The 24718-nt window shown below is 36.2% G+C and carries 21 protein-coding genes and 1 tRNA gene; 15 read left to right on the top strand and 7 right to left on the bottom strand.

Annotation, left to right across the window (positions count from 1 at the left end):
• Positions 1 to 261: 261 nt before the first annotated feature.
• From BMW64_RS05975 to BMW64_RS05950, 6 genes are all read left to right on the top strand, one after another.
• Positions 262 to 2286: a hypothetical protein gene (locus BMW64_RS05975; protein WP_089999099.1), complete on the top strand. Its 2025-nt coding sequence runs from the start codon at positions 262 to 264 to the stop codon at positions 2284 to 2286.
• Positions 2286 to 3326: an HlyD family secretion protein gene (locus tag BMW64_RS05970; RefSeq protein ID WP_089999098.1), complete on the top strand. Its 1041-nt coding sequence runs from the start codon at positions 2286 to 2288 to the stop codon at positions 3324 to 3326. The genes BMW64_RS05975 and BMW64_RS05970 overlap by 1 nt, the downstream gene beginning before the upstream one ends.
• 10 nt (positions 3327 to 3336) lie before the next feature.
• The gene (locus tag BMW64_RS05965) at positions 3337 to 4290 is read left to right on the top strand and encodes a TackOD1 domain-containing metal-binding protein (RefSeq protein ID WP_089999097.1); all 954 of its coding nucleotides are present in this window, start codon (positions 3337 to 3339) and stop codon (positions 4288 to 4290) included.
• An 8-nt stretch (positions 4291 to 4298) separates the two neighbouring features.
• Complete coding sequence (locus tag BMW64_RS05960) at positions 4299 to 5606, top strand: glycosyltransferase family 2 protein (protein ID WP_228400856.1); 1308 nt, start codon at positions 4299 to 4301, stop codon at positions 5604 to 5606.
• Between the two features lie 46 nt (positions 5607 to 5652).
• Entirely contained in the window at positions 5653 to 7680 is a 2028-nt protein-coding gene (locus BMW64_RS05955; RefSeq protein ID WP_089999096.1) for an LVIVD repeat-containing protein, read from the top strand.
• Between the two features lie 111 nt (positions 7681 to 7791).
• Positions 7792 to 8163, top strand: coding sequence for a response regulator transcription factor (locus tag BMW64_RS05950; protein WP_228400855.1), 372 nt, complete (start codon positions 7792 to 7794; stop codon positions 8161 to 8163).
• Between the two features lie 97 nt (positions 8164 to 8260).
• On the opposite strand, the gene BMW64_RS05945 is transcribed toward BMW64_RS05950, so the two are convergent.
• From BMW64_RS05945 to BMW64_RS05930, 4 genes are all read right to left on the bottom strand, one after another.
• Positions 8261 to 9733: a TolC family protein gene (locus BMW64_RS05945; protein WP_089999094.1), complete on the bottom strand. Its 1473-nt coding sequence runs from the start codon at positions 9731 to 9733 to the stop codon at positions 8261 to 8263.
• A complete protein-coding gene (locus BMW64_RS05940) occupies positions 9726 to 12887 on the bottom strand; it encodes an efflux RND transporter permease subunit (protein WP_089999093.1) in 3162 nt (1053 codons plus the stop codon). The genes BMW64_RS05945 and BMW64_RS05940 overlap by 8 nt, the downstream gene beginning before the upstream one ends.
• 15 nt (positions 12888 to 12902) lie before the next feature.
• On the bottom strand, positions 12903 to 13988 hold the full coding sequence (locus BMW64_RS05935; RefSeq protein WP_089999281.1) for an efflux RND transporter periplasmic adaptor subunit: 1086 nt from the start codon (positions 13986 to 13988) through the stop codon (positions 12903 to 12905).
• Positions 13989 to 14083: 95 nt separating this feature from the next.
• Complete coding sequence (locus BMW64_RS05930; protein WP_089999092.1) at positions 14084 to 14479, bottom strand: hypothetical protein; 396 nt, start codon at positions 14477 to 14479, stop codon at positions 14084 to 14086.
• Between the two features lie 355 nt (positions 14480 to 14834).
• Here BMW64_RS05930 and BMW64_RS20410 point away from each other — a divergent pair, with 355 nt between their 5' ends.
• Together BMW64_RS20410 and BMW64_RS05925 are read left to right on the top strand one after the other, a co-directional pair.
• A complete protein-coding gene (locus BMW64_RS20410; RefSeq protein WP_143052649.1) occupies positions 14835 to 15230 on the top strand; it encodes a hypothetical protein in 396 nt (131 codons plus the stop codon).
• Positions 15227 to 16039, top strand: a complete 813-nt coding sequence (locus BMW64_RS05925; protein WP_089999091.1) for a class I SAM-dependent methyltransferase — start codon at positions 15227 to 15229, stop codon at positions 16037 to 16039. Before BMW64_RS20410 ends, BMW64_RS05925 begins: the two co-directional genes overlap by 4 nt.
• Before the next feature lie 132 nt (positions 16040 to 16171).
• Here BMW64_RS05925 and BMW64_RS05920 read toward each other — a convergent pair whose 3' ends face one another.
• Both BMW64_RS05920 and BMW64_RS05915 read right to left on the bottom strand, forming a co-directional pair.
• Positions 16172 to 16666, bottom strand: coding sequence for a GNAT family N-acetyltransferase (locus BMW64_RS05920; protein WP_089999090.1), 495 nt, complete (start codon positions 16664 to 16666; stop codon positions 16172 to 16174).
• A gap of 168 nt (positions 16667 to 16834) precedes the next feature.
• Positions 16835 to 17392 carry an NADPH-dependent FMN reductase gene (locus tag BMW64_RS05915; protein WP_089999089.1) on the bottom strand — a complete coding sequence of 186 codons (558 nt, stop codon included), beginning with the start codon at positions 17390 to 17392 and terminating at the stop codon, positions 16835 to 16837.
• A 186-nt stretch (positions 17393 to 17578) separates the two neighbouring features.
• Here BMW64_RS05915 and BMW64_RS05910 point away from each other — a divergent pair.
• The 3 genes from BMW64_RS05910 to BMW64_RS05900 all read left to right on the top strand — a co-directional run bounded on the left by BMW64_RS05910 (position 17579) and on the right by BMW64_RS05900 (position 19423).
• Positions 17579 to 17663 (top strand) — tRNA-Ser (locus tag BMW64_RS05910).
• 424 nt (positions 17664 to 18087) lie between these two features.
• Positions 18088 to 18612, top strand: coding sequence for an SLATT domain-containing protein (locus BMW64_RS05905; protein ID WP_089999088.1), 525 nt, complete (start codon positions 18088 to 18090; stop codon positions 18610 to 18612).
• 4 nt (positions 18613 to 18616) lie between these two features.
• Positions 18617 to 19423: an SMODS domain-containing nucleotidyltransferase gene (locus BMW64_RS05900; RefSeq protein WP_143052648.1), complete on the top strand. Its 807-nt coding sequence runs from the start codon at positions 18617 to 18619 to the stop codon at positions 19421 to 19423.
• 65 nt (positions 19424 to 19488) lie between these two features.
• On the opposite strand, the gene BMW64_RS05895 is transcribed toward BMW64_RS05900, so the two are convergent.
• Positions 19489 to 19755 carry a hypothetical protein gene (locus tag BMW64_RS05895; protein ID WP_089999086.1) on the bottom strand — a complete coding sequence of 89 codons (267 nt, stop codon included), beginning with the start codon at positions 19753 to 19755 and terminating at the stop codon, positions 19489 to 19491.
• A gap of 516 nt (positions 19756 to 20271) precedes the next feature.
• Here BMW64_RS05895 and BMW64_RS05890 point away from each other — a divergent pair.
• The 4 genes from BMW64_RS05890 to BMW64_RS05875 are packed head-to-tail and all read left to right on the top strand — an operon-like array spanning position 20272 to position 24500.
• Entirely contained in the window at positions 20272 to 21735 is a 1464-nt protein-coding gene (locus BMW64_RS05890) for a hypothetical protein (RefSeq protein WP_143052647.1), read from the top strand.
• 5 nt (positions 21736 to 21740) lie between these two features.
• Complete coding sequence (locus BMW64_RS05885) at positions 21741 to 22853, top strand: hypothetical protein (RefSeq protein ID WP_089999084.1); 1113 nt, start codon at positions 21741 to 21743, stop codon at positions 22851 to 22853.
• A 10-nt stretch (positions 22854 to 22863) separates the two neighbouring features.
• Positions 22864 to 24042: an RHS repeat-associated core domain-containing protein gene (locus BMW64_RS05880; protein ID WP_089999083.1), complete on the top strand. Its 1179-nt coding sequence runs from the start codon at positions 22864 to 22866 to the stop codon at positions 24040 to 24042.
• On the top strand, positions 24042 to 24500 hold the full coding sequence (locus tag BMW64_RS05875; RefSeq protein WP_089999082.1) for a hypothetical protein: 459 nt from the start codon (positions 24042 to 24044) through the stop codon (positions 24498 to 24500). The genes BMW64_RS05880 and BMW64_RS05875 overlap by 1 nt, the downstream gene beginning before the upstream one ends.
• Positions 24501 to 24718 lie beyond the last annotated feature (218 nt).

Genomic DNA, 24718 nt, shown 5'->3' with positions numbered 1-24718 from the left:
TCTTTTTTAAATAAAGTTTAAAAAAGAAATTTACACATCAAATCAACTATAAAATAAAATGTTTAGATAAAATCTATAACTATCACAAAACCATTACATAATTAATCAGAATAATTATCAATACCTTACATAATCAATATTTAAGCTTTTTTTCACACATTAAAGACCTTTTAAAAATTTATTAAAATTTACGTAACATAGCAAATAAACAGTAATAATTTAAATTCAAATCTCTAAATTTGCAAAAATTACCCACACCATATGCGAAAAACGTTACAGATTATTCTATTATTGAATTTTTTTATTTTCTTTAATGCTCAAAACAAATCGACATTAAGCATAAGTTCGAAGTCTTTGAGTGTTCTTACTGCAGAATACAATAAAATATACGAGGCTGCCAAGGAAATTATGGCGAATCTTTTAGATGATAGAAAAAATCACACGGAAAATAGCCATTTGGATTTTTCAACTAACAATGCTTCACTGAGCAAAAGCGAACTTAATATTGATTCAAAAAATACGGAATATAAAAACAAATTGCACCTGAACTGGGTTTCGGATATGAGCTATAATTTCAGTCCCGGTTTTAGTGATGACGACAATATCTTTTACCGTGCCAGAGTATCTTCAGGGATAGACTGGCTTGCTTTGGGAGAAGGAAGTCTGAAGAACCTGAAAATCCAGAATTCTTTAAATGAAAAATTGAGAAGAATAGATCTTTTAGAAAAGGTAAAATATAAAAAAGAACTTGATTACAGAGCAAATATTGACAAAGTAAGATCAGCTTTTGATGAGAAAAAAATAAAACTTTTATCAGATTATGAAAGACTTTTAAAATTACAGAATGAATTCACTGTAAACCAAAATAAAGTCGGATTGAAAAATGACGCTGAAACTGCACAGTCAAAATACCGTCTTGACAAAATTGCCATTGAAAAAAAATCATTGGAAAGCCTTCATAAAACCAATGAAAGAAATCCTTTTACTGGTGAAATCCTAAATTCTGATATTCCGGATCTTACACCCGTTGAAAATATTGATCTCAGCCCTTTAGTAAAAGATAAGGAAACCGCTTTGAAAATGGAGAAGGAAATCGCAGATATGAAACGTAAAAGAGACAAGCAACTGGATCTTAGATTAAAATTGAGATACAATTATTATTCTGCTTTGTCAAGAGACCGCAATTTTGCAAGTGTAGGAGCCACCATCAATCTTCCTGTAAGCAGAAGCAAGACGGATTACGAATCTGAAAGCGATCTTAAAGTAAAGGAAAATGCTCTGCAGGATATGCAAATGATCTACCGCGACAGACTTACAACATTATTCAGAGAATATTATCTTCTGAAATCTGAAATCGAGGTGTTGGAAAGTGAAGTAAATTATCTTGAAGCTGAACTTAAAGTGAATTCCAGCAACGAGAAAAGCAATACTTTCAGTCCTGCAGCTTATCTTGCTACGGTAGAAAAACTTTTAAATAACCAACTACAGATCTGTGATAAAAAAACTGATCTGTATGAAAAATATCTTGAATATAAAATGATATCAGGAACCGACACCCCAACAAACACTCTTCAGAGTAAGCTGAATGATGATAACGCAGGTAATGAAACGTATATCTGGAGCAGTTTCTTTACGAACTATTCCAATTCGTACATCATCGATCTGATGAATCATTGGCACATCAACAGGGTTTTCCTGTCTCCCGGTAAAGTTTATGATCTTGCGAAAGTAAATGACTTTATGGCGCTGGCCGCTCAAAACAACATCCAGGTATACCGCCTTATCGGAGAAAACTCATATGCTAAAACGGATGATGGTTTTACAGATCTTCAGGTTGCATTGCAATCCGCGAAAGATATGGGATTCGCAGGAGTTCATCTTGATATTGAGCCTCATACTTTTGATGATTATAAGGCGAATGTTGATCTTTATGCACAAAGACTTATCAACTTGTTTACCAATTCAAAGACATGGTGCGACCAGAACAATATGGATCTCGGAGTAAGCGTTCCAATGCAGCTTCCGGCAGAAGTAGCAACCGCTTTATATGACAACAGCATTATGGCTTATATCATGGCCTATGATGTCTTAACTCTTGATAAAAAATTAAACAAAACAGCCCTCATAAGAAGCATATTAACCACAGACTATTATGTATGGGTATTCCGTATTAACGATTTTCAGGCTTTCGGTGATCTTTTGGATGCAGAAGCTTATGTACAGGCTGCTGGAGTTACAAAAATCGGATATTACGACTTATCACAAATGAATAATTTTAAACCATAATGGAAATCAATTTTAACGACGATAAAATAACAGAAGAATCGTACGAGAAGCCGATAAAAAAACGCAGATGGGATCGCTGGATTTACTTCGCCGTTTTACTTTTGATTGCATTTTCCGTACTGAAATGGCTCATCTCATCCTGGATTTTTGACTATGCCGACGGATTCCTGAAACAGCAGCAGTTTGATGTGAAATTCACTACTGATATAAGAATTTTAAACTACTACGCAAAGGAAGGTTCGCCCATAAAAAAGGGAGATACTCTTTTCAGTTACGAATTTTACGATACCAATATTCGTAGAAACAGCCTGCAGGATTCCCTGAAAAATCTTGTTGATAATACCACTTTTGAAAATCACCTGGCATCGATCAGCGCTCAGGTTTTAAAAAAGAGAGGTCTTGTTGCTGATCTCAAAAAAAGAGTTGCGTTCTGGGAAAGTGAGAAAAAAAGAAAGGAAAAACTGGTATACATTGATCAGATCACTCCTAACGAACTGGCCAATGTAGACCGATCTATCGACGACCTCAAATATGAAATTGCATCCTTAAATGCTGATATTAAAGCATTAAATGATGAAATTGAAAAAACATCGCTGATTAACAATCATAAAAATCTTCTGGCAAGCGAGGAAAACAGAGCTTCCACGATACAAAATTATTATGTTTCTCCGATCAATGGAAATACAGACCGTTTTCGTGTAACCGACGGGCAGGTTGCTTATAAATCAGACATTATAACATCCATAGTCCGTAAAAGACAGTTTGTACAGGCGTACATTGACATCAGCGATCTGGATGAGTTTCACGAAGGGGATCATGTAGCCATTAAACTTCCTTATGGATTTAATAAGACGCTTACAGGACAGGTAAAAAAAATCTACTCTATATCAGAGATAAAAGATAATACCTTGATTAATAAAACTTTAAATGATAATAAATACGGAGTTGTGATCGATATTGTACCCATAGACGGAAAGTCTTGGGAAGCAGTAAAAATCAGTAATATCCCGGTGAAAGTTAGAAAATTGAAATTTACATAAAAAACACATTATGCCTGAAAGAATATTGAATCTCGAAAACGGGATCATCGCACAACTTTTAGAAGATTGTGTGGACAGAAATGAAATCCCTGATCCCACTAAAGCAAGTATATGGATCATCAATAATGATAATGCAATAAATGTAAGAAAATTCTTAATCTCCGTGATCAGACATCCTGATCCTAAGGTTTTTCTAAAACCCGTTTTCCTGCAGAAAAGTTTGAAAAAACATTATAAAGAATATAAAAGCTATAATCTCAAACATTTATGTGATGGCTATATTCAGGATGTAAATATTCAAAATAAAATACCTTATATAAGATTTATTTTAAATTTTATACAAAAACTGAACGGTTCTTTGCTTCTTCAAGATGATGAACTATTGAAGAGAACGATGTTGTATTATTATTCAAGAAATAAAAATATTGAATTTTATGAGAGTGCCGGTTCGCTCAACGGATATTCTTACCCGAGAATAGAAGCATATTATGACAGCTCCGAAGATTCATACATGTATGGAAGAGCTTTGCTCAATGGGGCTTACAAAAATGATTATCTCCGCAGGAATTATGTGGATACCTCTCATATATGTAAAAAATGCAGTTCGGGTTTTTTGAACTATCGGGAAGAATGCCCTAAATGCAAACAGCACAACCTTCAGGTGAGGGTTCTTATACATCATTTCAGATGTGCCTATGTAGCTACGGAGCAGAGTTTTCAGCAGGGAGACAGACTGATTTGTCCAAAATGCAGCATGGAGCTGAAAAACCTCGGCGTAGATTATGATAAGCCCGGAAAAGTGTTTTATTGTCTGAATGATAGATGTAGAAACGAATTTCAGAAACCTTTGATCGGTGTACACTGTATCAACTGCAAAACAGAACAAATGCCTTATGAACTGAAACTGGAAAAGATCTACAACTACGAGCTTACCCAGAAAGCAATCAATGAAATCCTCAATTAAGACCCGACGTGGAAAATTTTTGGGAAATCATTTACTCTAATTTAAAATATTCGGACTGGTCTACAATTCTGAACTGGGGATGGTATGTTTTTATCATCGATATTCCGAGATTTCTTATTCTGGAGATTATTGTACTTTTTGTGACCTTCAGGAAGCGGTTTATCAATGAAGACAAATGGAAACTGGCACACGGAAAACTGATGAGAGAATTTCCATTGGTTACAGTTTTGGTTCCGGGACACAACGAAGGCAAACATCTTCACAAGATGGTAGTTTCCATGCAGAAGCAAACGTATAAGAATATTGAAATTATTGTCGTTGACGATGGCTCTACCGATCATACCGGAATTATCGGAAGATCTTTTGAAAAGAAAGGTTTTATCACCAAATTTCTTCGTTCCGAAATACGGGGCGGAAAAGCATCAGCGGCCAATCTTGGCTTAAAATATTCAAAAGGGAAATTTGTAGTTCACATTGATGCAGATTCATCTTTAGATAATAATGCCATTGAAAAAGCACTGCTTCCTTTCTATGTGCGTAAGAATATCGGTGGTGTCGGCGGAAACCTGATGGTAAGGAACGATGAGGACTCCCTCACTTCAACGATGCAGTATCTGGAGTATCAGCAATCGATCAGCATTTCAAGAATTGTCCTTTCCAGTCTTGGAATTTACAAGATCATTTCGGGAGCCTTTGGTGTTTTTCCGAGAAAGGTTCTTGAAAGAGTTGGAGGCTGGGATGTAGGCCCTGGTCTTGATGGAGATCTTACCGTAAAGATTCGTAAGATCGGCTACCAGATTCATTTTGAGCAAACAGCAGTCTGCAATACGCACGTTCCTGTAAAATGGGGAAAACTTGCCAAGCAGCGTTTACGCTGGTCACGTTCGCTTGTACGTTTCAGGCTTAGAAAACATTATGATATATGGATTCCGAACAAGAATTTCCGATGGTCAAACTTTTTCTCTTTTTTTGAAAACGTCTTTTTCGGACTTGTGCTTGATATCACCTGGCTGATTTATATGCTAAGAATAATAATTGAGAACCCCGAATTCTTACTTTTTTGGCTGCCATTCAAATATTTAGTATATTTGCTGCTGTATTTTACACAGTTTCTGATTTGCTTGTTAATAGTGAAAAATAAAAAGAAATATTTATCAAAAATAATCTATGTTCCGCTTTACCCATTGTACATGGGCTACTTTATGCGTATTGTAAGAACGATTGCTTATTTTGATGAATTATTTTTTTACGATTCCTATAAAGACCCCTGGAACCCTCAGAAAACCTCTAAAAAAGCCCGTGAGTTCGGTGCATAATTACTTTGCTAACAACAACCCCTTATAAAATAAAACTTAACCCTTAATGACAAAAAAACTAAGCGTAGCAATGGGATTTTTCCTTCTTGTTGCTGCAACCGGATGTTCGTCTGAAGACAATCTGCTTCCTGAAAACAGTGAAAGTTCACAATCTATTACCAATGGTGACATCACACTCCGTTACGGAAGCGGAGATCTCAGCAAAAGTATTGAAATGAAAAATTCTGCGGTGGACTTTGTAAAATTTGACCCAAACAGTCAGAAATTCTCAGCCGCTCAGAAAACTGTTACTTATACCCCAAACCTTTCAGGTGCAATTGCTGCTACAGGAAGTAACTGGTATAACATTAACAACGGAGAAACTTACTACATTCCTGAAGGAACTACTTTTACAGGAGGATTCAACTTCAATTCTGCCGGAAAAATCATCGTTCTCGGAGAACTTGGCGGATCAAACTGGATCAATGTTCCTAACGGTGGTAAAGTAGAGGTCGGAAACTACGGTAAAATCTCCAGTTCGGCTAACTTTCACCTGAATTCAGGAGGTAGATTAGACAACTATGGATTTGTAACGTATACTACAGGATCTGTTGATGGTATTATCAACAATTACAACAACTTAAACTTTAACAATTCTGAGAGTCTTAACGGAAGTTCTACGGTGAATAATTACTGTAGAATGGTATTTAATGCTCAGAATAATTATCTTAATGCAAACCTGAATAATGAAGGATATCTTACATTTGAAAAAGGTTTCCATATCAATGGTTCAGGAGTACTTAATCTGAAACCTCAGTCATACACTGAAGTAACTGGCGGAAGTGTATCTATAGACGGTAAGGTAAGCAACAGCGGAAGCAGCTTTGCGAGAATGGATTTTTCTAATATGTCTTTCAGTAACCTTAATGCATCTCCTGCATTTACAGGGCTTATTGATATGAACTTTGTTAATACTTCTTATGCTGTATTACAAAGCAATAATAAGATCAACAATCAGGTTACTTTAAATACAAACACGTATATTGCTGCCGGAGAATGTACACCTCAAAAAGGTATTGCGCCTTGTTCGGACAACCAATTACAATTCACATTGGTGGCGAATGTGGTAAGTCCTTCCATCAGTAATACGACATTAAGTGCTACAGGTGTTACCATAAACAACGGTTTCGCTTACGTATCTTATCATACCAATGATGCCGTTGCAGGAAGTACTACAAAAGGTGCAATCAGAATCTTTAATGTTACTGATTATAATGCTCCTTCTTTGGTAAATGAAGCATTATTCAATAATATTGAGTTCAATAATGTTGATGTTGTCAACAATAAGCTGTATGCTGTTGGTGGTGATAAAAACGGAGCAAAATTAGTTACCTCTCCGCTTACGAATAATGTATTCAATACTCAGGATCTATCTTCATTCCTGAACTATCAACTTCCTAGCTCTACAGCAAAAAATTCTTATTTCTATAATAATTATTTATACGCTTCAACAGGAACAACCGGTGGAGGATTCTTTAAACTGGATCCGAACAATGGATATTCTGTATCTGAGCAGTTCAATTTTGCAGGAGAAAGAGCTAAATATGTTGCCCACAATAATACATACCAGGTATTCTTTGCAACTCAGGCAAATGGTGCATCTCTAAGAGTTGCCAATAACGACGGATCAAATCCACACGTATACAACTATCCAACCCTTACACAGTCTGTTACCGATGGTAAAAATGTGATCGTTCTGGATAATGAATATGTTTACCTTGCATTAAGCGATAAAGGGGTAGCCAAAATCCGATTAAGTGACGGACAGCTGATGAACAGTTTCGTTCCAAGAAACTTCAAAGTGAACGATCAAAATGTATTCAGTCAGACAGGTCTTACCAACGCTGTTGCAGTAAACAACTGTTACCTGTATCTTGCGAATGGTACCGATGGCGTTATTGTATTAAACAAAAATACATTCAAAGTAGTTGGATATTACAAGCTTAGCGGTTCTGCCAACTATATCTACATCAATAATAATTTGGCGTTTGTTGCTACAGGACAGTCAGGATTAAATATCCTTAAGATAAATTAAGTCTCAGATAAAATTTATTAATCATATATAAATCCGGAAGTTTTTCCGGATTTTTTTGTTATTTAATGTAAACGTATAACAGATTGGCTTTGTTTTTGCGATGCAAGAATTATGAAAACAATTTTTATACTTGAAGATGAGACAGGCATCAGAGATGCATTACAGCTACTCCTGTCATTTGAAGATTATGATGTTCGTTCTTTTTCTACCGTAGAAGCATTCAACAACAGAGATCGCTCGGTTGTTCCGGATATCTTCATATTGGATGTAATGATGCCTGACGGCTCAGGAATTGACGTATGCAATGAATTAAAATCACAGCCTGAAACGGCCAATACTCCTGTAATGATCATGAGCGCCCATGCGAAAGATCATGAAGTGACCAGCAGATGTAACGCAAATGAATTTGTAAGCAAGCCTTTTGATATTGATGCGGTTTTGCTACAGATTGAAAACCTGTTAATACCCACTAGTTCAAATTAACATTTTATAGATTACTTGTCTATCAATTTAAAATATATCAAAAGAGCTTACCGGTTTTCGGTAAGCTCTACGATTAAAGAATTGGTATGAAAAGATATTATTTTTTAATAATGTCAGGCGGTACCAGAGGATTCTGATCCCATCCTCCACCGAGTGCTCGGTAAATCGCAACACTGGCTTTTAGCTGATTCACTCTTTTCTCTACAAGCTCAAATTTTGACTCAAGAGCGTCACGTTGCGTCAGCAGAACTTCCATATAGTCAGCCCGTGCATATTTGAAAAGATCATTGGAGATGTCAATAGATTTTGTTAAAGCATCCACTTCCCTAGCCTTGATATCATAGCTGCTGTTCAGGTTTTTAATTTTAGAGATCTGATTGGCTACTTCAATATAAGCACCCAAAACAGTCTGCTCATAATGGTATACAGCCTGCACCTGTTTTGCATTTGCGTTGTAATATGCGGCTTTTATAGCATTCCTATTGATAAGTGGTGCTGTAAGCTCTCCGGCTAATGAAAAAAGAAATGATTCAGGTTTAATCAGATACGTCGGATTAAATGCCTGCAATCCAAAACCTGCGCCTATATCCAGTGATGGATAAAATCTTGCTTTCGCCGACTTAATATCGAGTTTTGAGGCGGCAAGTTCATACTCAGCCTGCTTGATATCCGGACGGTTTTCGAGCAGCTCAGAAGGAATCCCCGTATAAACAACCTGCGGAACCACTTCATCAAAATTATCATGACTGCGTTCTACCGGCTGTGGAAATCTTCCGACCAGGTAATTGATTTTATTTTCAGTTTCTACAATTCTCTGCTGAATATCATACTGCATTCCCTGGGTTTTCAATACCTGGGCTTCAAATCTTTTCACAGCCAGCTCGTTAGACCGGGCATTCTTTTTTAATTCCTTAATAATGCTGAGTGCATCATTTTGAATTTTAATATTCTGATTCAAAATAACCAACTCATTATCCATAGCAAGCAGCTCGTAATAAGAATCGGCGATTTCTGAAATCAGGTTGGTCATCATAAAGTTACGGCCTTCAATACTGGCCAAATACCTTTGCACCTGAGCTCTGGTAGCATTATGAAGCTTTCCCCAGATATCCGTTTCCCATTTAGCCTGAACACCAACCCCAAAATCAAAAAGAGGATCCGGCATTTCTCTTCCCGGCTCTATTTCCGTATTGGCCTCCATGGCTCCGATATTGGTATACCGGCTTACCTTGTCAACCCCTGCACCGGCTTTCAGGCCTACCGATGGGAGGTACTCCCCTTTTCTGCCTCTGATCTCATTTTTTGAAATTTCAATTTCCTGAAGCATGATATTCAGCTCCTGATTATTTTTCAGGGCTTCATTGATAAGTGCCTGAAGATTTGGATCACTGAAATATTCATTCCATTTCAGTTTTCCTGAGTTGCTGGTATTTTGATCTTCAGAAGTATATTTTTCAGGTACGGTTCTGTTTTCGGCACGTTGCTGTATTTCTACCGGTTTACATGCCGCAACGCTGAGCAGCAGCAAAACTGCTGTATACTGATATATTTTATTTTTTCTCTTATTCATAATGGATCATATCTTCGCTTAATGGTGATTCGTCTTCATCTTTAATCATCTTTCTGCCATCTGATAGCTTGGCAAAAATGTAATAGAGTCCCGGGATAACAATTACCCCGAACAGCGTTCCGATAAGCATTCCTCCTAATGCAGAAGCTCCGATGGTATGATTTCCGATCGCTCCGGCACCGCTGGCAAAAACCAAAGGAACCAATCCTGCAATAAAGGCGAAAGATGTCATCAGAATCGGTCTGAAACGAGCTTTTGAGCCTTCAATTGCTGCCTCAAGGATAGAATCTCCCGACTGCCGCCTTTTAACAGCAAATTCCACGATAAGCACGGCATTTTTTCCTAATAATCCGATAATCATAATGAGTCCTACCTGCGCGTAAATATCATTTTCCAGTCCCATCGCCTTCAATAGTAAGAAAGATCCAAAAACCCCTACCGGAAGTGATAACAATACGGCAAAAGGAATGATAAAACTTTCATACTGGGCGGCAAGCACAAGATATACGAAAACAAGAACCACCAGGAATACATAAATAGCTTCATTACCACGCTGTGCTTCGTCATAAGATAAACCTTCCCACGCTACTTTATAGCCGTGAGGCAGACTCTTGGCAGCGGTTTCATTAATAGCCTGAATAGCGTCAGCGGTCGTATATCCCTCAGCAGGAAGTCCACGGATGGCTGCTGAATTATACATGTTGTACCGGGTAATCTCATTCGGTCCCTGGGTTTTCTTTAGGGTCATAAATGCCGAATAAGGTACCATCTCGTCATGATCATTCTTTACATAAAGATTCATGATATCCGAAGGAAGCCTTCTGAATTCCGGAGATGACTGAACATAAACTTTAAAGAACTGTCCGAAACGGATGAATCCCTGTTCGTATGTACTTCCGATCAATATGTTAAGATTATCCATTGCCTTACCGATAGAAACGCCTTTCTGCATGGCCGCATTGTTATCAAAAACAAGCTCATACTGAGGATAATTGGCAGCGAAGAATGTAAAAACCCCGGTGAGTTCCTTACGTTTTTTAAGCTGAGCAATAAAATCTTTATTGACTTTATCAAAATCCTGGTAATTAGTGGTTCTGTTGAGATCAAGCAATCTTACGGAAAACCCTCCTGATGATCCGAATCCGGGAACTGCCGGCGGTTCAAAAAACTCTATGGTAGCCCCGAGATTCTTAGATTTTTCCTCAAGCTCTTCCATAATTTCTTTCACATTATGCTTACGGTCGCCCCAGCTTTTAAGGTTGATGAGGCAGGTTCCGGCATTGGAACCACGTCCTTCTGTCATGATCTCATATCCGGCCAGCGAAGAAACAGATTCAACGCCGTCTACGCCCTGACATATTTTCTGTAAAGCTCTTGAAACTTTATTGGTCTGCTCCAGTGTAGATCCAGGAGGTGTCTGAACGATTGCATAAATGGTTCCCTGGTCTTCGTTAGGAATGAATCCTCCCGGAAGTGTTTTATTAACGATGAAAATACCTACACAGAAAGCAGCCAGAATTCCCCAGGTAACTACTTTACGGGTAACAATCTTTCTCAGAAAAGATGCGTATTTACCCGTAATCTTATCAAACCCTCTGTTAAATGAATCCATCGATCTTGTAAACAGGTTTGATTTTTTAGGTTTTCCATGGTTATTTTTCAATAACATCGCTGCAAGAACCGGCGTCAGGGTAAGAGCAACGACTGCAGAAATTACAATAGAACTTGCCATCGTGATAGAGAACTGACGATAGAATGTTCCCACAGGTCCCGTCATAAAAGATATAGGAATGAATACCGCTACCATTACCGCGGTAATAGCAATGATGGCTCCTGCAATCTCGCCCATTACTTCTTTTACAGCCTTGTACGGAGAAATATCGCTTTCTTCCATCTTGGCATGCACGGCTTCTATTACCACAATGGCATTATCCACTACAATACCGATGGCCAATACAAGCGCAAAAAGCGTTACGAGATTTATGGATAATCCGAAAAGCTGGATTACAAAGAAAGTCCCGATCAGGGAAACCGGAACGGCAATAATCGGGATTAATGTCGAACGCCAGTCGCCCAGGAATATAAACACAACAATCGCTACCAGAATGAAAGCATCCCTTAAAGTGTGCATCACCTGCTCCACCGAAGCATCCAGGAATTGAGAAACGTCATAACTGATCTTATAATCTACTCCCGGTGGGAAGTTCACTTTCATTTCTTCCAGCTTTGCTTTTACATCTTTAATGACGTCATTGGCATTACTTCCGTAGTTTTGCTTTAATACAATTGAAGCAGAAGGATGCCCATCCAGATTTGAATAAATATCAAAAAACTCGCTTCCAAGCTCTACTTTCGCAACATCTTTCAGCTTAATATTTTCTCCCTCTGAGTTGGAGCGGACAATGATGTTTTCATATTCTTCGGGTGTATTATACTGACCTTTGTATGTGAGTACGTATTCCAGCGACTGTGCGGCAATTCCCGAACTCTGCCCGATCCTTCCGGGACGACCGATGATACTCTGCTCGCCGATCGCTTTCATGACTTCATCCACCGAAAGATCATAAGCACGCATCCTGTCGGGGTTTAACCATATTCTCATGGCATATCTTCTACTTCCGAGAATCTGTGATTTGGCAATCCCGTGAATACGGTTTATTTCCGGGATGATATTTACCGTCGCATAGTTATACAGGAATTTTTCATCCATGTCCTTACTGGTACTGTACAGGTTGACATACATCAGCATACTGGGCTGAATTGGGTTTACCACTACCCCTTCTTTCTGTACCAGCTCAGGAAGCAATGGCATTACCTGATCGACTCTTGTCTTTACCAATACTACCGCAGCATTGGGATCTGTTCCGGGATCAAAAACCACGTTAACTGTCGCTTCCCCGGCACTGGTAGCATCCGTCGTGATATACCGCATCCCCTGCACCCCGTTGATGGCGTTTTCGATGGTAATTAATGATGATTTAACCAAAACATCGGCACTCGCACCCGGATATGCAATGGAAACAGCTACGGTAGTCGGTGCAATTTTAGGGAATTGTTCTGTAGGCAGCTGTTTGATTGCCAACCCTCCGATAAATAAAATAACTACCGAGATCACAATCGCAAAAACCGGTCTGTGTATTACTTTTTTAAACATAATTCAGCTTTTGGGTTATTCTGCGTACAGATCCAGATTAGACATTACTTTTTCAGGCTTCTGGTATTTTGACGTGATCTTCTGGTTTTCCTGAACCAGTCTCAATCCATCCAGAAGTATCTTTTCATCTTTACCTAGGCCAGAAGCTACGACATAGATATGGGGTAATTCAGCAGCGATTTTAATTTCGCGGGCTTTTACTTTATTGTTTTTGGTAATTACGTAAACATACTTTTTTTCCAATTCTTCAAAAGTGGCTTTCTGAGGAATCATAACAGCGTTTGCATATGGTGAAGTGATGAGAATATTTCCTGTTTCACCATATCGTAAAAGTCCGTTAGGATTTGGGAAGGTGGCCCTGTAAGCAATATTTCCGGTCTCATTGTCGAAATCAGATTCTATAGTTTCTACGACACCGTCCTGACTGAATTCTTTCCCGTTTGCCATTTTTAAACGAACGTGTAATGGTTCATTACCTTTTCTCTGATCCATCTGATTCAGATATTCGGCTTCAGGAACATTGAAATAAACCCACATTTTGCTGTTGTCAGAAAGCTCTGTGATAAGTTCTCCATCATCAACAAGACTTCCTTTACGCACATGGAGCTTTCCTACGATTCCTGAAAATGGTGCGCGGATTTCTGTGAACTGAAGATGGGTATTGGTAGATGACAGTTCCGCTTTAGCCTTTTCGTAACGGGCTTTAGCCATCGCCATTTCCTGTGGGGCCACAATATCTTTGTCGGAGAGATTTTTGGTATTCTGATATTCAATTTCGGCATATTTTGCTTCTGCTCTGGCACGGTTGACATCAGATTCGTAAAGATTAGGCATAATCTTAAATAACAATTGTCCTTTATGAACAAATTGCCCTTCATCTACATAAATGGACTGAATATATCCTTTCTCCTGAGCGCGAAGCTCAATATGGTTGATGGATCGGATCTGCGCTACATATTCTTTGTCTATCAGTGTATCTTTTACCAGAGGATTGGTAACGTTGAATGTTGCTGATTCGGTTTTTTCTTTTTTCTCGGAATTACAGCTTATGCACCAAAGAATAAGGCACAGGTTTACATACATGAGACTTTTCTTGACCATGATCATAATGTTTTATAATAATTTAAATTTGAAAAATAGAATTACTGGCCTTCAGTATGAAAGCCGTTATATTGTTCGTAAAAAGAATTATAATCTCACAGTCGGATGACCCTGTACTGAAGGTACAAGTCATCATGAGGGGAATTTAAAAGTTCAGTATTTAAAAGAGAAATTGCAATTTTCCTGTCGTGGAATATGGTGACACAATCTGCGAAGGAATGACCAAATTCGTCTCTGGCGATCTTAAGCAGATCCGTTGATCCCGATGATTCTGTATTATCATCGTTATCATTGTCACTTTCGGAAAGGTTTGCTCTTAATTTATTGTAACGGGGATGGCTGCTGTTATAATGAAATGCGGTATTTTTTTCAGTAAAAAGAAATGAATCTGTTGTTTTCTTTTTTACACTATGAATATCAGTAAGGAATTCTATATCAGAAGTATTATCATCAGAAATATACTGCTGGACCTGTCCGTAATACCAACTCATAACGGTTGACAGGACAAACAGTACGCTGTATAAATATTGATAAACCCTTGCCTTCATTGCTGTGACAAAGGTAATAACTTAAAAATAATCTTAAATATAAAATGAGATTAAAAAAACGTTAAAAATAATATTTTAATTCAAGACTAACCCTCGTACAGCCTAACTTCTCTTGAGTATTATTCTACTTTTCCTGGATAACATTCCACTGATCTTAGGTAACGGCTCACCTTGGGTAATGGTCTACTTCACTATGGTAACGCTCTACTTCACTACGGTAATACTCTACTTCACTACGGTAACAGTCTACTTCACTACGGTAACAGTCTACTTCACTACGGTAACAGTCTACTTCACTATGGTAACAGTCTACTTCACTACGGTAACAGTCTACTTCACTATGGTAACGGTCTACTTCACTACGGTAACAGTCTACTTCACTACGGTAACAGTCTACTTCACTATGGTAACGGTCTACTTCACTATGGTAACGTTATACTTCACTACGGTAACAGTCTACTTCACTACGGTAACGTTATACTTCACTACGGTAAAAGTCTACTTTACTATGGTAAATGCTTTACGGACCTTGAATAATATTCTACTTACCGTGAGTCATTTAAACAAATTATATATATTTGCAACATCACAATTGTTTCTTAAATATCATGAGACGCTTCTGCGTCATTCTCATCCCGGTTTTTCTTATGACCGGATGTTATTTTATTTAATACTATCAAAAGAAACAAAATGAATCTTATTGACCCATCTATAGATCGCTTCTATACTAAAAAACAGGAAGAAGCAAGACTTTCAGTAGGCCTGGGACCACTGGAATTCGAAAGAAATAAACTAATCATTCAACGTTACCTGAATAAGCATTCCCACATCGCTGATATCGGCGGCGGTCCGGGACATTATGCGGAATGGCTTGCCGGTTTTGGCCACGATGTTGTATTGATTGACCCGGTAAAAAAACATATTGATCTGGCCAGGAAACGCTCAAGACAAAATAATCGTTTTACATGCATTCTTGGCGAAGCTTGCAACTTACCATTAGATGATGCAAGCCAGGATCTGGCCATTTTACACGGTCCTTTATATCACTTACAACAGCAGGAAGACCGATTGGCGGCGATGGATGAGGCTAAAAGAGTTTTGAAAAAAGACGGAATTGTTTTAGGATTTGCGATAACGCATTCTGCTTCTGCTATTGCAGCTTTGCACAGTGGACTCATTCACAACACTGAAATATTTGCTATGTGTAAAGAAGAATTATCTTCCGGCATTCATCATCCCCCCGAAGAGTTTCCTTTTATGCTCGCAGATGCCTTTTATCACAGGCCTTCGGAATTAGTTTCAGAATTTGAAATGGCAGGCTTTGAGCCCATTGAATTACTTCCCGTAGAAGGAATTGCATGGCTGGATGGCAATTTTTTTGAAAGCTGGGCAGATCCTGTTAAGCATAATCGACTTTTACAATTGGTTAAATTCACGGAAAAGGATACTGAATTACTCAGCTTCAGTCCACATATTGTGCTTGCAGCCAGGATTAAAGATTGAAGATATTAATTAATAAAAAAGCTAATTATGAATCAGAAAACTGAACGATTTTATTGCTAATGAAGCTTTATTTTGTTCAGTTCTTCTGGTATATTAACTATTTAAAATTTAATATAAGCAGATAAATTCAATCTAAAGATCATCAAGACTACGAATCATCCATAACGTACATGAATGATGCCCGGAATTACCCAATGGTTTATCCAATAGCTTAAAACCCATGTTTTCATACATTTTCACAGCTTTAGAAAACTCCGGCAGACTTTCAAGGTAAAGATCATGATATCCGAATTCTTTTGCACTTTTTATACTTTCATTCATGAGCATTTTTCCTAAACCTTTACCCCTGGACGAAGGTTTAAGGTAAAATTTTACCAATTCAGCACAACCGGCAGGCAAACCTTCTGTAGGATAAACGCCACAGCAACCGGAAATAACACCGTCGATCTCTCCTACCCAAAGTACAGAACCCGAAACTCTAAACAATTCGTAAAGCGCAAATGTTGTAGGGTCTGAGTACACGGTTCCCTCCTTTGGTGCATTATGTTCTTCAAAAGTATCCCTGATCAGTTTTGCGAGTGCTTCGTTGTCTGATTCCTTTACTTTTCTTACCGTTATATTTTCCATATTATAATATTGCAATAAAATTAAACATATAAATTAATTTCATGTGCAATCAATTTTATTTTAAAACATATCAATCAGTTCTTTTTCTTAAAAAAATGAATTGATTTAAAATCTTTTTTGACTTGTAAATAAAAAATCCTGTTAACTAAAACAGGATTTATAAATTGATTATTCTTTTAATCTGTTAAACCATTTTACATAAGCATCTACAGACGATTTCAGAAATTTTTTGTTTTCTTCATCTTTTATATTGTCATTATCATCAAACCATTCTGAAATATTGGCTATATAAACCTCCGGCTGCTGCATGGTCAGTAAATTGAGGTAAACAAAACATTGCCTTAAATGATGATTGGCACCAAAAGCTGAAATACTTCCGGGCGAACTGCTAAAAATAGCTGCAGGTTTATTATCCCAGAAACTTTCTCCTGTTGGTCTAGATCCCACATCGATTGCATTTTTCAGCACAGCAGGAATAGAACGGTTGTGCTCAGGAGTAATGAAAATAAAACCGTCATATTCCTTCATCTTTGTTCTAAAAGTCTTGTAAGACTCAGGCACGTCATTCAAATCGTCAAAATCCTGATTGTAGATCGGAAGATTATCAATGGATACAATTTCGAACGAAATTCCTTCCGGTTGTAAATCAGCCACTGCTTTTGCAATCTTTTTTGAAAATGATTCCTTACGAAGACTACCTGCAATAATTCCTATTTTGTTGTTCATAATCTGTATAATTTATTTGAAATTCTTTCAATAACCAAGCCATAAAAACCTGACGATGAATTACAATCTGAAAAACTTTACATAAAGATTTTTATTTATCAATTTGCTTTAAAAAATTATTTTGTCGGTATTAAAAAATATTTCTATATTTGCACCACTGAAAACGACGATATCATCGGAGTTTCTGGAGAGTTGGCAGAGTGGTCGATTGCGGCAGTCTTGAAAACTGTTGACTGTAACAGGTCCGGGGGTTCGAATCCCTCACTCTCCGCAATAGTTAAATATAAACCTACTGATAATCAGTGGGTTTTGTTTTTTATTAAAGTTTTCTTCCCCACATTTTCCCTACATTTCTTATATAACAAAGATAATGATTTCTTATCTCAGTACCTCATTTAGTAAATTTTCAGGAGCAAAACTTACTGCTGTAGCTCTCGAAAAATCTCCAAACTAAAAATATTTTATCTTTTTCCAGATAAACAGAGGTAAGCCCGATTTCAAAAAGAGGGGGTACTACCAAAACTAAAACAAAAGGAGGGGCTTGTTGTTCATATAGGTAGTTGAATTACATATAAAAAGCTACTTCCTGATTTAAAATAAGGTTTCATATTCTGGATAGACTCGGATTTAGATTAATGAAATAGGATTTGTGTTCTAGAAATTTTTTTTTTTATATTTAGAGTTTAATAAACAAGATGATGCAAGATACAATAGCACTTATAAAAAGAATTAAAGTTGATGCTTTATATGGCAAAAAGAAACACTTTAATGCAGCAGACCGTAAAGAAAAATATCATTATTGGATTGGAATACCACTACTAGTATTAAATATCATTTCGGGTTCGATTCTTTTTTATGTCCTTACAGATGGAGTTGAAGGATGGATTAAGTATGTGCCATTATTCATCACTTTGCTTACAGCTTTACTTTCTGGTTTTCAAACATTTTTAAATCATGAAAAGAAAGTTGAGGGACATAGAAGAGTTGGTAATAAGTATCTATCTATAATGAAAAAAAGTAAAAGACTTGAATCTTATTTAAAAGATAACGTTCTACCTAAACCAGAAATAATCAAGAGATTAGATAGTCTTGCAGATGAAATTGAAAGTGTAAACATTGAGGCAGAGGTATTTCCAACCAATCAGCAAGATTATAATGATGCAAAAAAAGGGATTGAAGATGGTGAGGAAACATATACAGTTGATGAGTTAGATACATAAAAAAATGGCAGTAACAATAAATAATTATTTAAGGCAATTATCCTCTGATATTTATTTGAAAAATGATTCTATAGAGGTAATCAAAATAGAAAACTCAATAACCAATCTTTTCAAAAATCTTAATACAGATTTAGGCTCCCTAATGAATAGGAGTTTTATTTTTGGTTCGTATGATAGAGATACAATTTTACCAAGGAAATATGACTCCAAATCTGATGTGGATGTTATGGTTGTTTTCAATCATACTGATGATGAGAGGACACCAGAAACATATAGAAGTTGGCTTAAGCTTTTTGCAGATAAATATTACAAGGATAGATATGGTTCAGAAGTAATTAAAGATTTTCCAACTGTAACTATTAAGTTAAATAATATTAAGTATGATTTAGTGCCTGCCAAAGAAGAAAAACTTATTTATTCATCTATTTTATATATACCAGGAGATTATGGGTGGCAAACTACAGACCCTACCGATGTTAAAAATGAATTAACTCGTGTGAATAAACAATATAATAGCATTGTTAGACCTATAATTAGATTATTAAAGGCTTGGAATTGTAAAGCTGGATACCCTATGGAATCCTATGATTTGGAATTACAAGTAACTAAAATGAACTTTTTTGGAGACAATATTGAAAAAGGTTTTTTGTGGGCAGCTAATAGACTGTCTATATCTTCTTATTCAGCACAATGGAAGAAAGATAAATTAACAACTCTTTCAAATAGTTCTTATAAAATAGAAAAATTTTTAGAGAGTGATGATGTATTTAATGCTATAGGTGAATTACATAAGTTGCTACCATATTCATAATTGTTTTGATGTAAAAAGGTTAGCATAAAAGTAAGTTAAAGAGCCACAATTAAGTGGCTCTAACATTACAGATTCTTTTTTAACCAATCACTGACTGTAGGGTCTAAATTTCTCCAAGCTCCTTCACCACCTGATTTTACAACAAAAAGCCCATCATCACTATCCATCACTGAAGCTAAGTGGTTTCTTACTTCAGCAGCAGTTTTTGTTGTTACAATTGCCCAGCAGGATTTTAAAACCTTTGCCCATGTCCCGTAAGACTTTATGGCTTTAAACAGGCTTTCATAATCTTTGGAGTTATTCAAATCGTAGTTAATTATATAACAACTCATATATATTGATTTTTGTACCTCTCAACAAAACGGGTGAGATTGAAATCCCGTTTGCTAGAACCTTTAGAAGTTGTATATTTGCTTTGCTAATTAAAGATACCTTCAAGGTTGTCTGCAACTCAACCACCCTTGTTCTGTCAATAGTGATACCATTTACAATTTGGCTTAGTGGTTGAGTTATTTTTCTTGCCCGTGTGACATAATGTCTTTTAATTTTACTTTTGTATGACAATGTTTCTGGTTTTAATTACTCTACCACTTAGTGAGATAATGAGTGATTTTTTGGTTGATACTGTTAAAATGTATTCTCACATTCTGGATAAAATAAATGCTCTCAACATATAATTTTCATAATAACTTTAAATTAAATTTAAATGTGACATGTTTTGTCGCACCCTTCACATAGATTTGCCTAATAATATCATAAATAACTATATGAAAGGTTTTAATTTTCACAATTCATTGAATTTTCGTAAAATTGCACACCTTTAATAGGCATAAAAACTAATATGTACGATGAAAAAGCTACAAGTTTTGCCCTTGTTGTGTATCAGTATATGTGGATTGGGACAGATTCCGAATTTCCCTACTTCCCAAGCTGCTATCCCAAGCAATCTGGGAAACTTTTCAAATTCAAACTACGGAAGTTCAGCAAGGTCTGTTGTCCCCTCTGTTCCTCATGGTGGCTTATACAATCAAAGCAGTTCAGAGATAGAACAGCAGAACATGAAAATGGTTCAGGAAGATTTTAAGAGAGCAGCCCAAGAACAGCAACTCAGAAATAAACAGGAGAACTATGACAGGCAACAAGCCTTAGAAGATTCTTATTATAACCTCCCTTCATTTTCAGGAAAAACAGGAACACAATCCTATTATGATGCTTACAGTCAATTAGCCTCACTCAATACTGACAATTACTCCGTAAGTGAAGCCAATTTTATTGTGGAAAATGCTTACTATGGGAATAAGCAAAATTATAATCAGTTCAAATCTGGTATTCAGAAAACAGCAAAACAGCTCTTGCAGAAAATGAAAGAAAGAAATCAGGATACTGAAAGCAATCCAGATAAGAACCTGATGATTTTTGAGTACCTATCTAAAGGTATGAAACTGGGGGGAGTCCAGCACAAAGCCATCAAATATGATTTTGAAGATTATATGGGAGCAAAGGATTGGAGCAAAATGTTTATTTCCAAACTTCTTAAAACAGGCTCTGGGCAATGCCATTCCATGCCTTTGTATTATTTGATGCTGGCAGAAGAAATGGATACAGAAGCCTATTTAGCTGTTGCCCCCAATCATACGTATGTCAAGTTTAAGGATGAAGAGGGAGAATGGCAGAATTTGGAGCTTACCAATGGTATTTTTACAGCCAATTCCTTAATACTGGAATCGGGCTACATCAAATCTGAGGCTTTGCAAAACGATATTTATATGAAAGAGTTGAGCAAAAGAGAATTATTAGCCCAGTTCTATGCAGATTTAGCCAATGGCTATGCTCATAAATACGGAATGGATGAGTTTGTAGGAAAGACTTTAGACAAAGCTCTGGAATATTCACCCAATAATATTTATGCTAACCTGCTAAAATCAACTTTCCAACAAGTTAAGTTAGGATATGTAGCAGGACAATTGGGAATTAAAAACCTTGAAAATCCTGAGGAACTGCAAAACATTAGATTTTATCCAAGAGCATTAGCATTACTACAGGAGACTAAAGCCCAGTTCAATAATATTGATAATTTGGGTTATGTTCCGATGCCTGAGGGTGCTTATGAAGAATGGTTGGGTAACATGAAAGGTAAAGCCAACAGGCAAAAAAGTGAAGCTCTTGCTGAAAGAATGAAACAGATTAATGCTGAAAAGCAAAAGCAGAAACAACAGGAAGCTTTAAGAAAAGCCCAAGAACAAAAGAAAAGAGAATCCGAGCAGTCTAACGAGAAAGCCCAGTATTTCCCTATAGACCCAAAACATTTATAACCATAATGAAAAGATATTTATCCCATAAAATTATATCCCTTTTATCCTTAGCATTGGTATGGCTAAATTCAGGAATAGTTAAAGCCCAAAATAACCAGTTTTATAATGATGCCTATCAGACCATTGACAACATGCTGAATGATAAGCAAAAATATAGCTTTAAAGATGCTGTATTCAGTGTAGAGAATGCATATTATCAGGGAAAACTGGATACTGTACAACTCAATAATGAAATCAGGTTTTTAACAAAATTTGCCAAAGCTATTGTAGCTAACAGGGATTTAAATTACAAACAGTCTGATAAAGACAAAGTAAGTAAATATGCAGCAGTGTATTCCATTATGTGCCAGACACTGCCTATTGCTATAAAAGACACCGTAATACAGTATAAGCCTTTTAATTATGATTTTAACGATGTATTTGGGCACAACGATATTACCAACTTATTTGTATCAAAATTATTGGCTACAAAGAAAGGGAATTGCAACTCTATGCCTTATCTATACAAAATATTAGTAGAAGAATTGGGAGAAACAGCCAATTTAGCCCTTGCCCCTAACCATGTATACATCAAACACCAGATTAAATCTGATGGGTGGTATAATACTGAGCTTACCAGTGGGATGTTTCCTCAGGATTCATGGTTGATGGCTTCGGGGTATATCCATTTGGATGCTATCAAAAATGGTGTGTTTATGAAAGCTTTAAATGATAAGGAAAGCCTTGCACTATGCCTATTTGATTTAGCACAGGCTTACAACAGGAGTTTTCCTGGCAATGATGGGGAGTTTGTTCTAAAAACAATCAACAGGGCAATAGAGATTTATCCCAACTTTGCCAAAGCTCTTATCCTTAGGGCTGAAACTCACAAACAACAGTTTGAAAAATTGATGGATAAACAGAATTTGAGTTCCACTAATCCTGAAAACATAAAAAAAGCCCAACAAGACCCAAAAGCTAAGGAACTCATGGAGCTAATGACAGAGGAATACGGACATATTTATGATATTGGTTTCAGGCAGATGCCAGAGGAAATGTATTTAGACTGGCTTGTTTCTTTAAAAAGAGAAAGGAATAAATATGAAAATAAAAAACTAATGAATAACTTTACTAAATAACCAAATGACTATGAAAAGAATTGTATTGGCTGGTTTTGTTCTTCTTACTGGAATTACACAGGCTCAGGTCAAGAAAACTCAAACCAAGCCCAAAGCTGAAAAGAAATGGGTAAATCCTGTAAAACTTACTAAAGAAGAAAGAAACAGACCCTATATGGATGAGGTTCTAAAGACCAGAGATTCGATTACTCCTGAAGAAGCTGAAAGAAGAAGAAAGAATATTGCTATTGGGAATCCTTTTAAAGACCGTGGCTATTATCCCAAAATTGCTACACTCAGCAAAGGGAAATACTTAGAATTTCATGACATGGATGCTGTTGTTAACATAGGTTCTGTAAAGTACAACAGGAAAACCAAAGAAATTACAGAGTTCAGGGAAATAGATTTAAGTGACCCAGATGCACAACCCTACTTAGATACAGCAGGTAGATGGTTTTCACCTGACCCTTTAAGTGAAGAGTATTCGAGCTGGTCTCCTTATAACATGGTTATGAATAACCCAATAAAAAATATTGACCCTGATGGAAGAGGTGTTCTTGATAATTTCCAGTTACTTCAAAATGGGCAGGTTAAGTTAATAGAAAAGACAAATGATAAAACTGATACATTGTTTGCATCAGATAGTAAGGGTAATGTAGATAAAAGTAAGAGTGTTACGGTACAAAAAGGAATTGTTGGACAGTTACAATATTATAGAGATGGAAATACATCAGACAGTTACCCAGCTTATCATCAGGCTATAAAAGAACATACTGCATCTACTGAGAGTGATATGACAAGTCTGTTTGATTTTTCAGCTAAGAATTCTAAAGTTGAATTTTCATTGACTGACTTTAATATAAACGATAAGAGGTTTATATCTCTCCAAACATACAATTCAGATGAAAAGTCACCAGGCATGAGCCAAATTGGTGTTGCAGAAGGAAGTGAAAGAAGGCTAACACATAATCATCCTAGCAAGGATACTTATGACAGTAGTTTTACAGAAATAAACTCAATGGGTTATAAATCACAAAATGGAAGAACAAAAATTTCTGGAGATTATTACAATGTAAGAGGAAATGGTACTGGTGAGCCAATCAATTACAAATATCAAACTTATTTCCCTAATTCAGGGAATCTTTACAATATTACTCCTCAAGGTATTAAACTCATCAGAAAAATTAACAATAGTAAAGATTTACAATAATGAGAATTACAATAATTTTAGCTTTTATTTATTTCTTGTTTACATCATGTGAAAAGAAAAAAAACAAGACAGATTTAAATGATAATTTGTATAATGTTTTAATAAATTATCAGAAAAAAAATCCATTTAAAGAAACTCCTGAGAATTCAATTTATGTTTATGAAGTTTATTTTTATCAGGACAGCACTCTATCTGTTACTCTTAGTCCTATTGGAGTAAATCGTGAGGAGAAAAATCTCTATGGTATCTATAAAGATGAAACTTTAAAAGCTACCTACATTATAGATAACAGCAGAATTGGAAAAAACTTTGTAAAAAAATATTTTCAAAAAGACTTGGAAAAATTTACTCAAAAAGATTTTGTAATTAACGATGCAATATACCAAGAATATATTTATCAAATTAATGGAAAAAATCTAATATTGAAAGACTCTGTAAGGGGGAATGTTCACAGGTAAAATTGTATTAAATATTTAGATTGATAATCAGAAGCTTGATATTAGTGCAAATAGTAGTCAATAAGAGATAATTAATAGTAAGTACTTTACTTAATCTTTGGGGTAATTATTCTCTCTTATAGAACTTAACAGTTACATCATTTGAGTATATTTTAATCAATTAAACAGTTAAAAAAGTGGCTGAAATCTGAATCTTCCTTTTGTTTTTAATAAGTCAC

Source organism: Chryseobacterium taichungense, assembly GCF_900109935.1.
In the GTDB taxonomy this organism is placed as follows: Bacteria; Bacteroidota; Bacteroidia; order Flavobacteriales; family Weeksellaceae; genus Chryseobacterium; species Chryseobacterium taichungense.
Note: the sequence above shows the minus strand (reverse complement) of the source record. Positions and strands in the feature narration are given on the sequence as shown.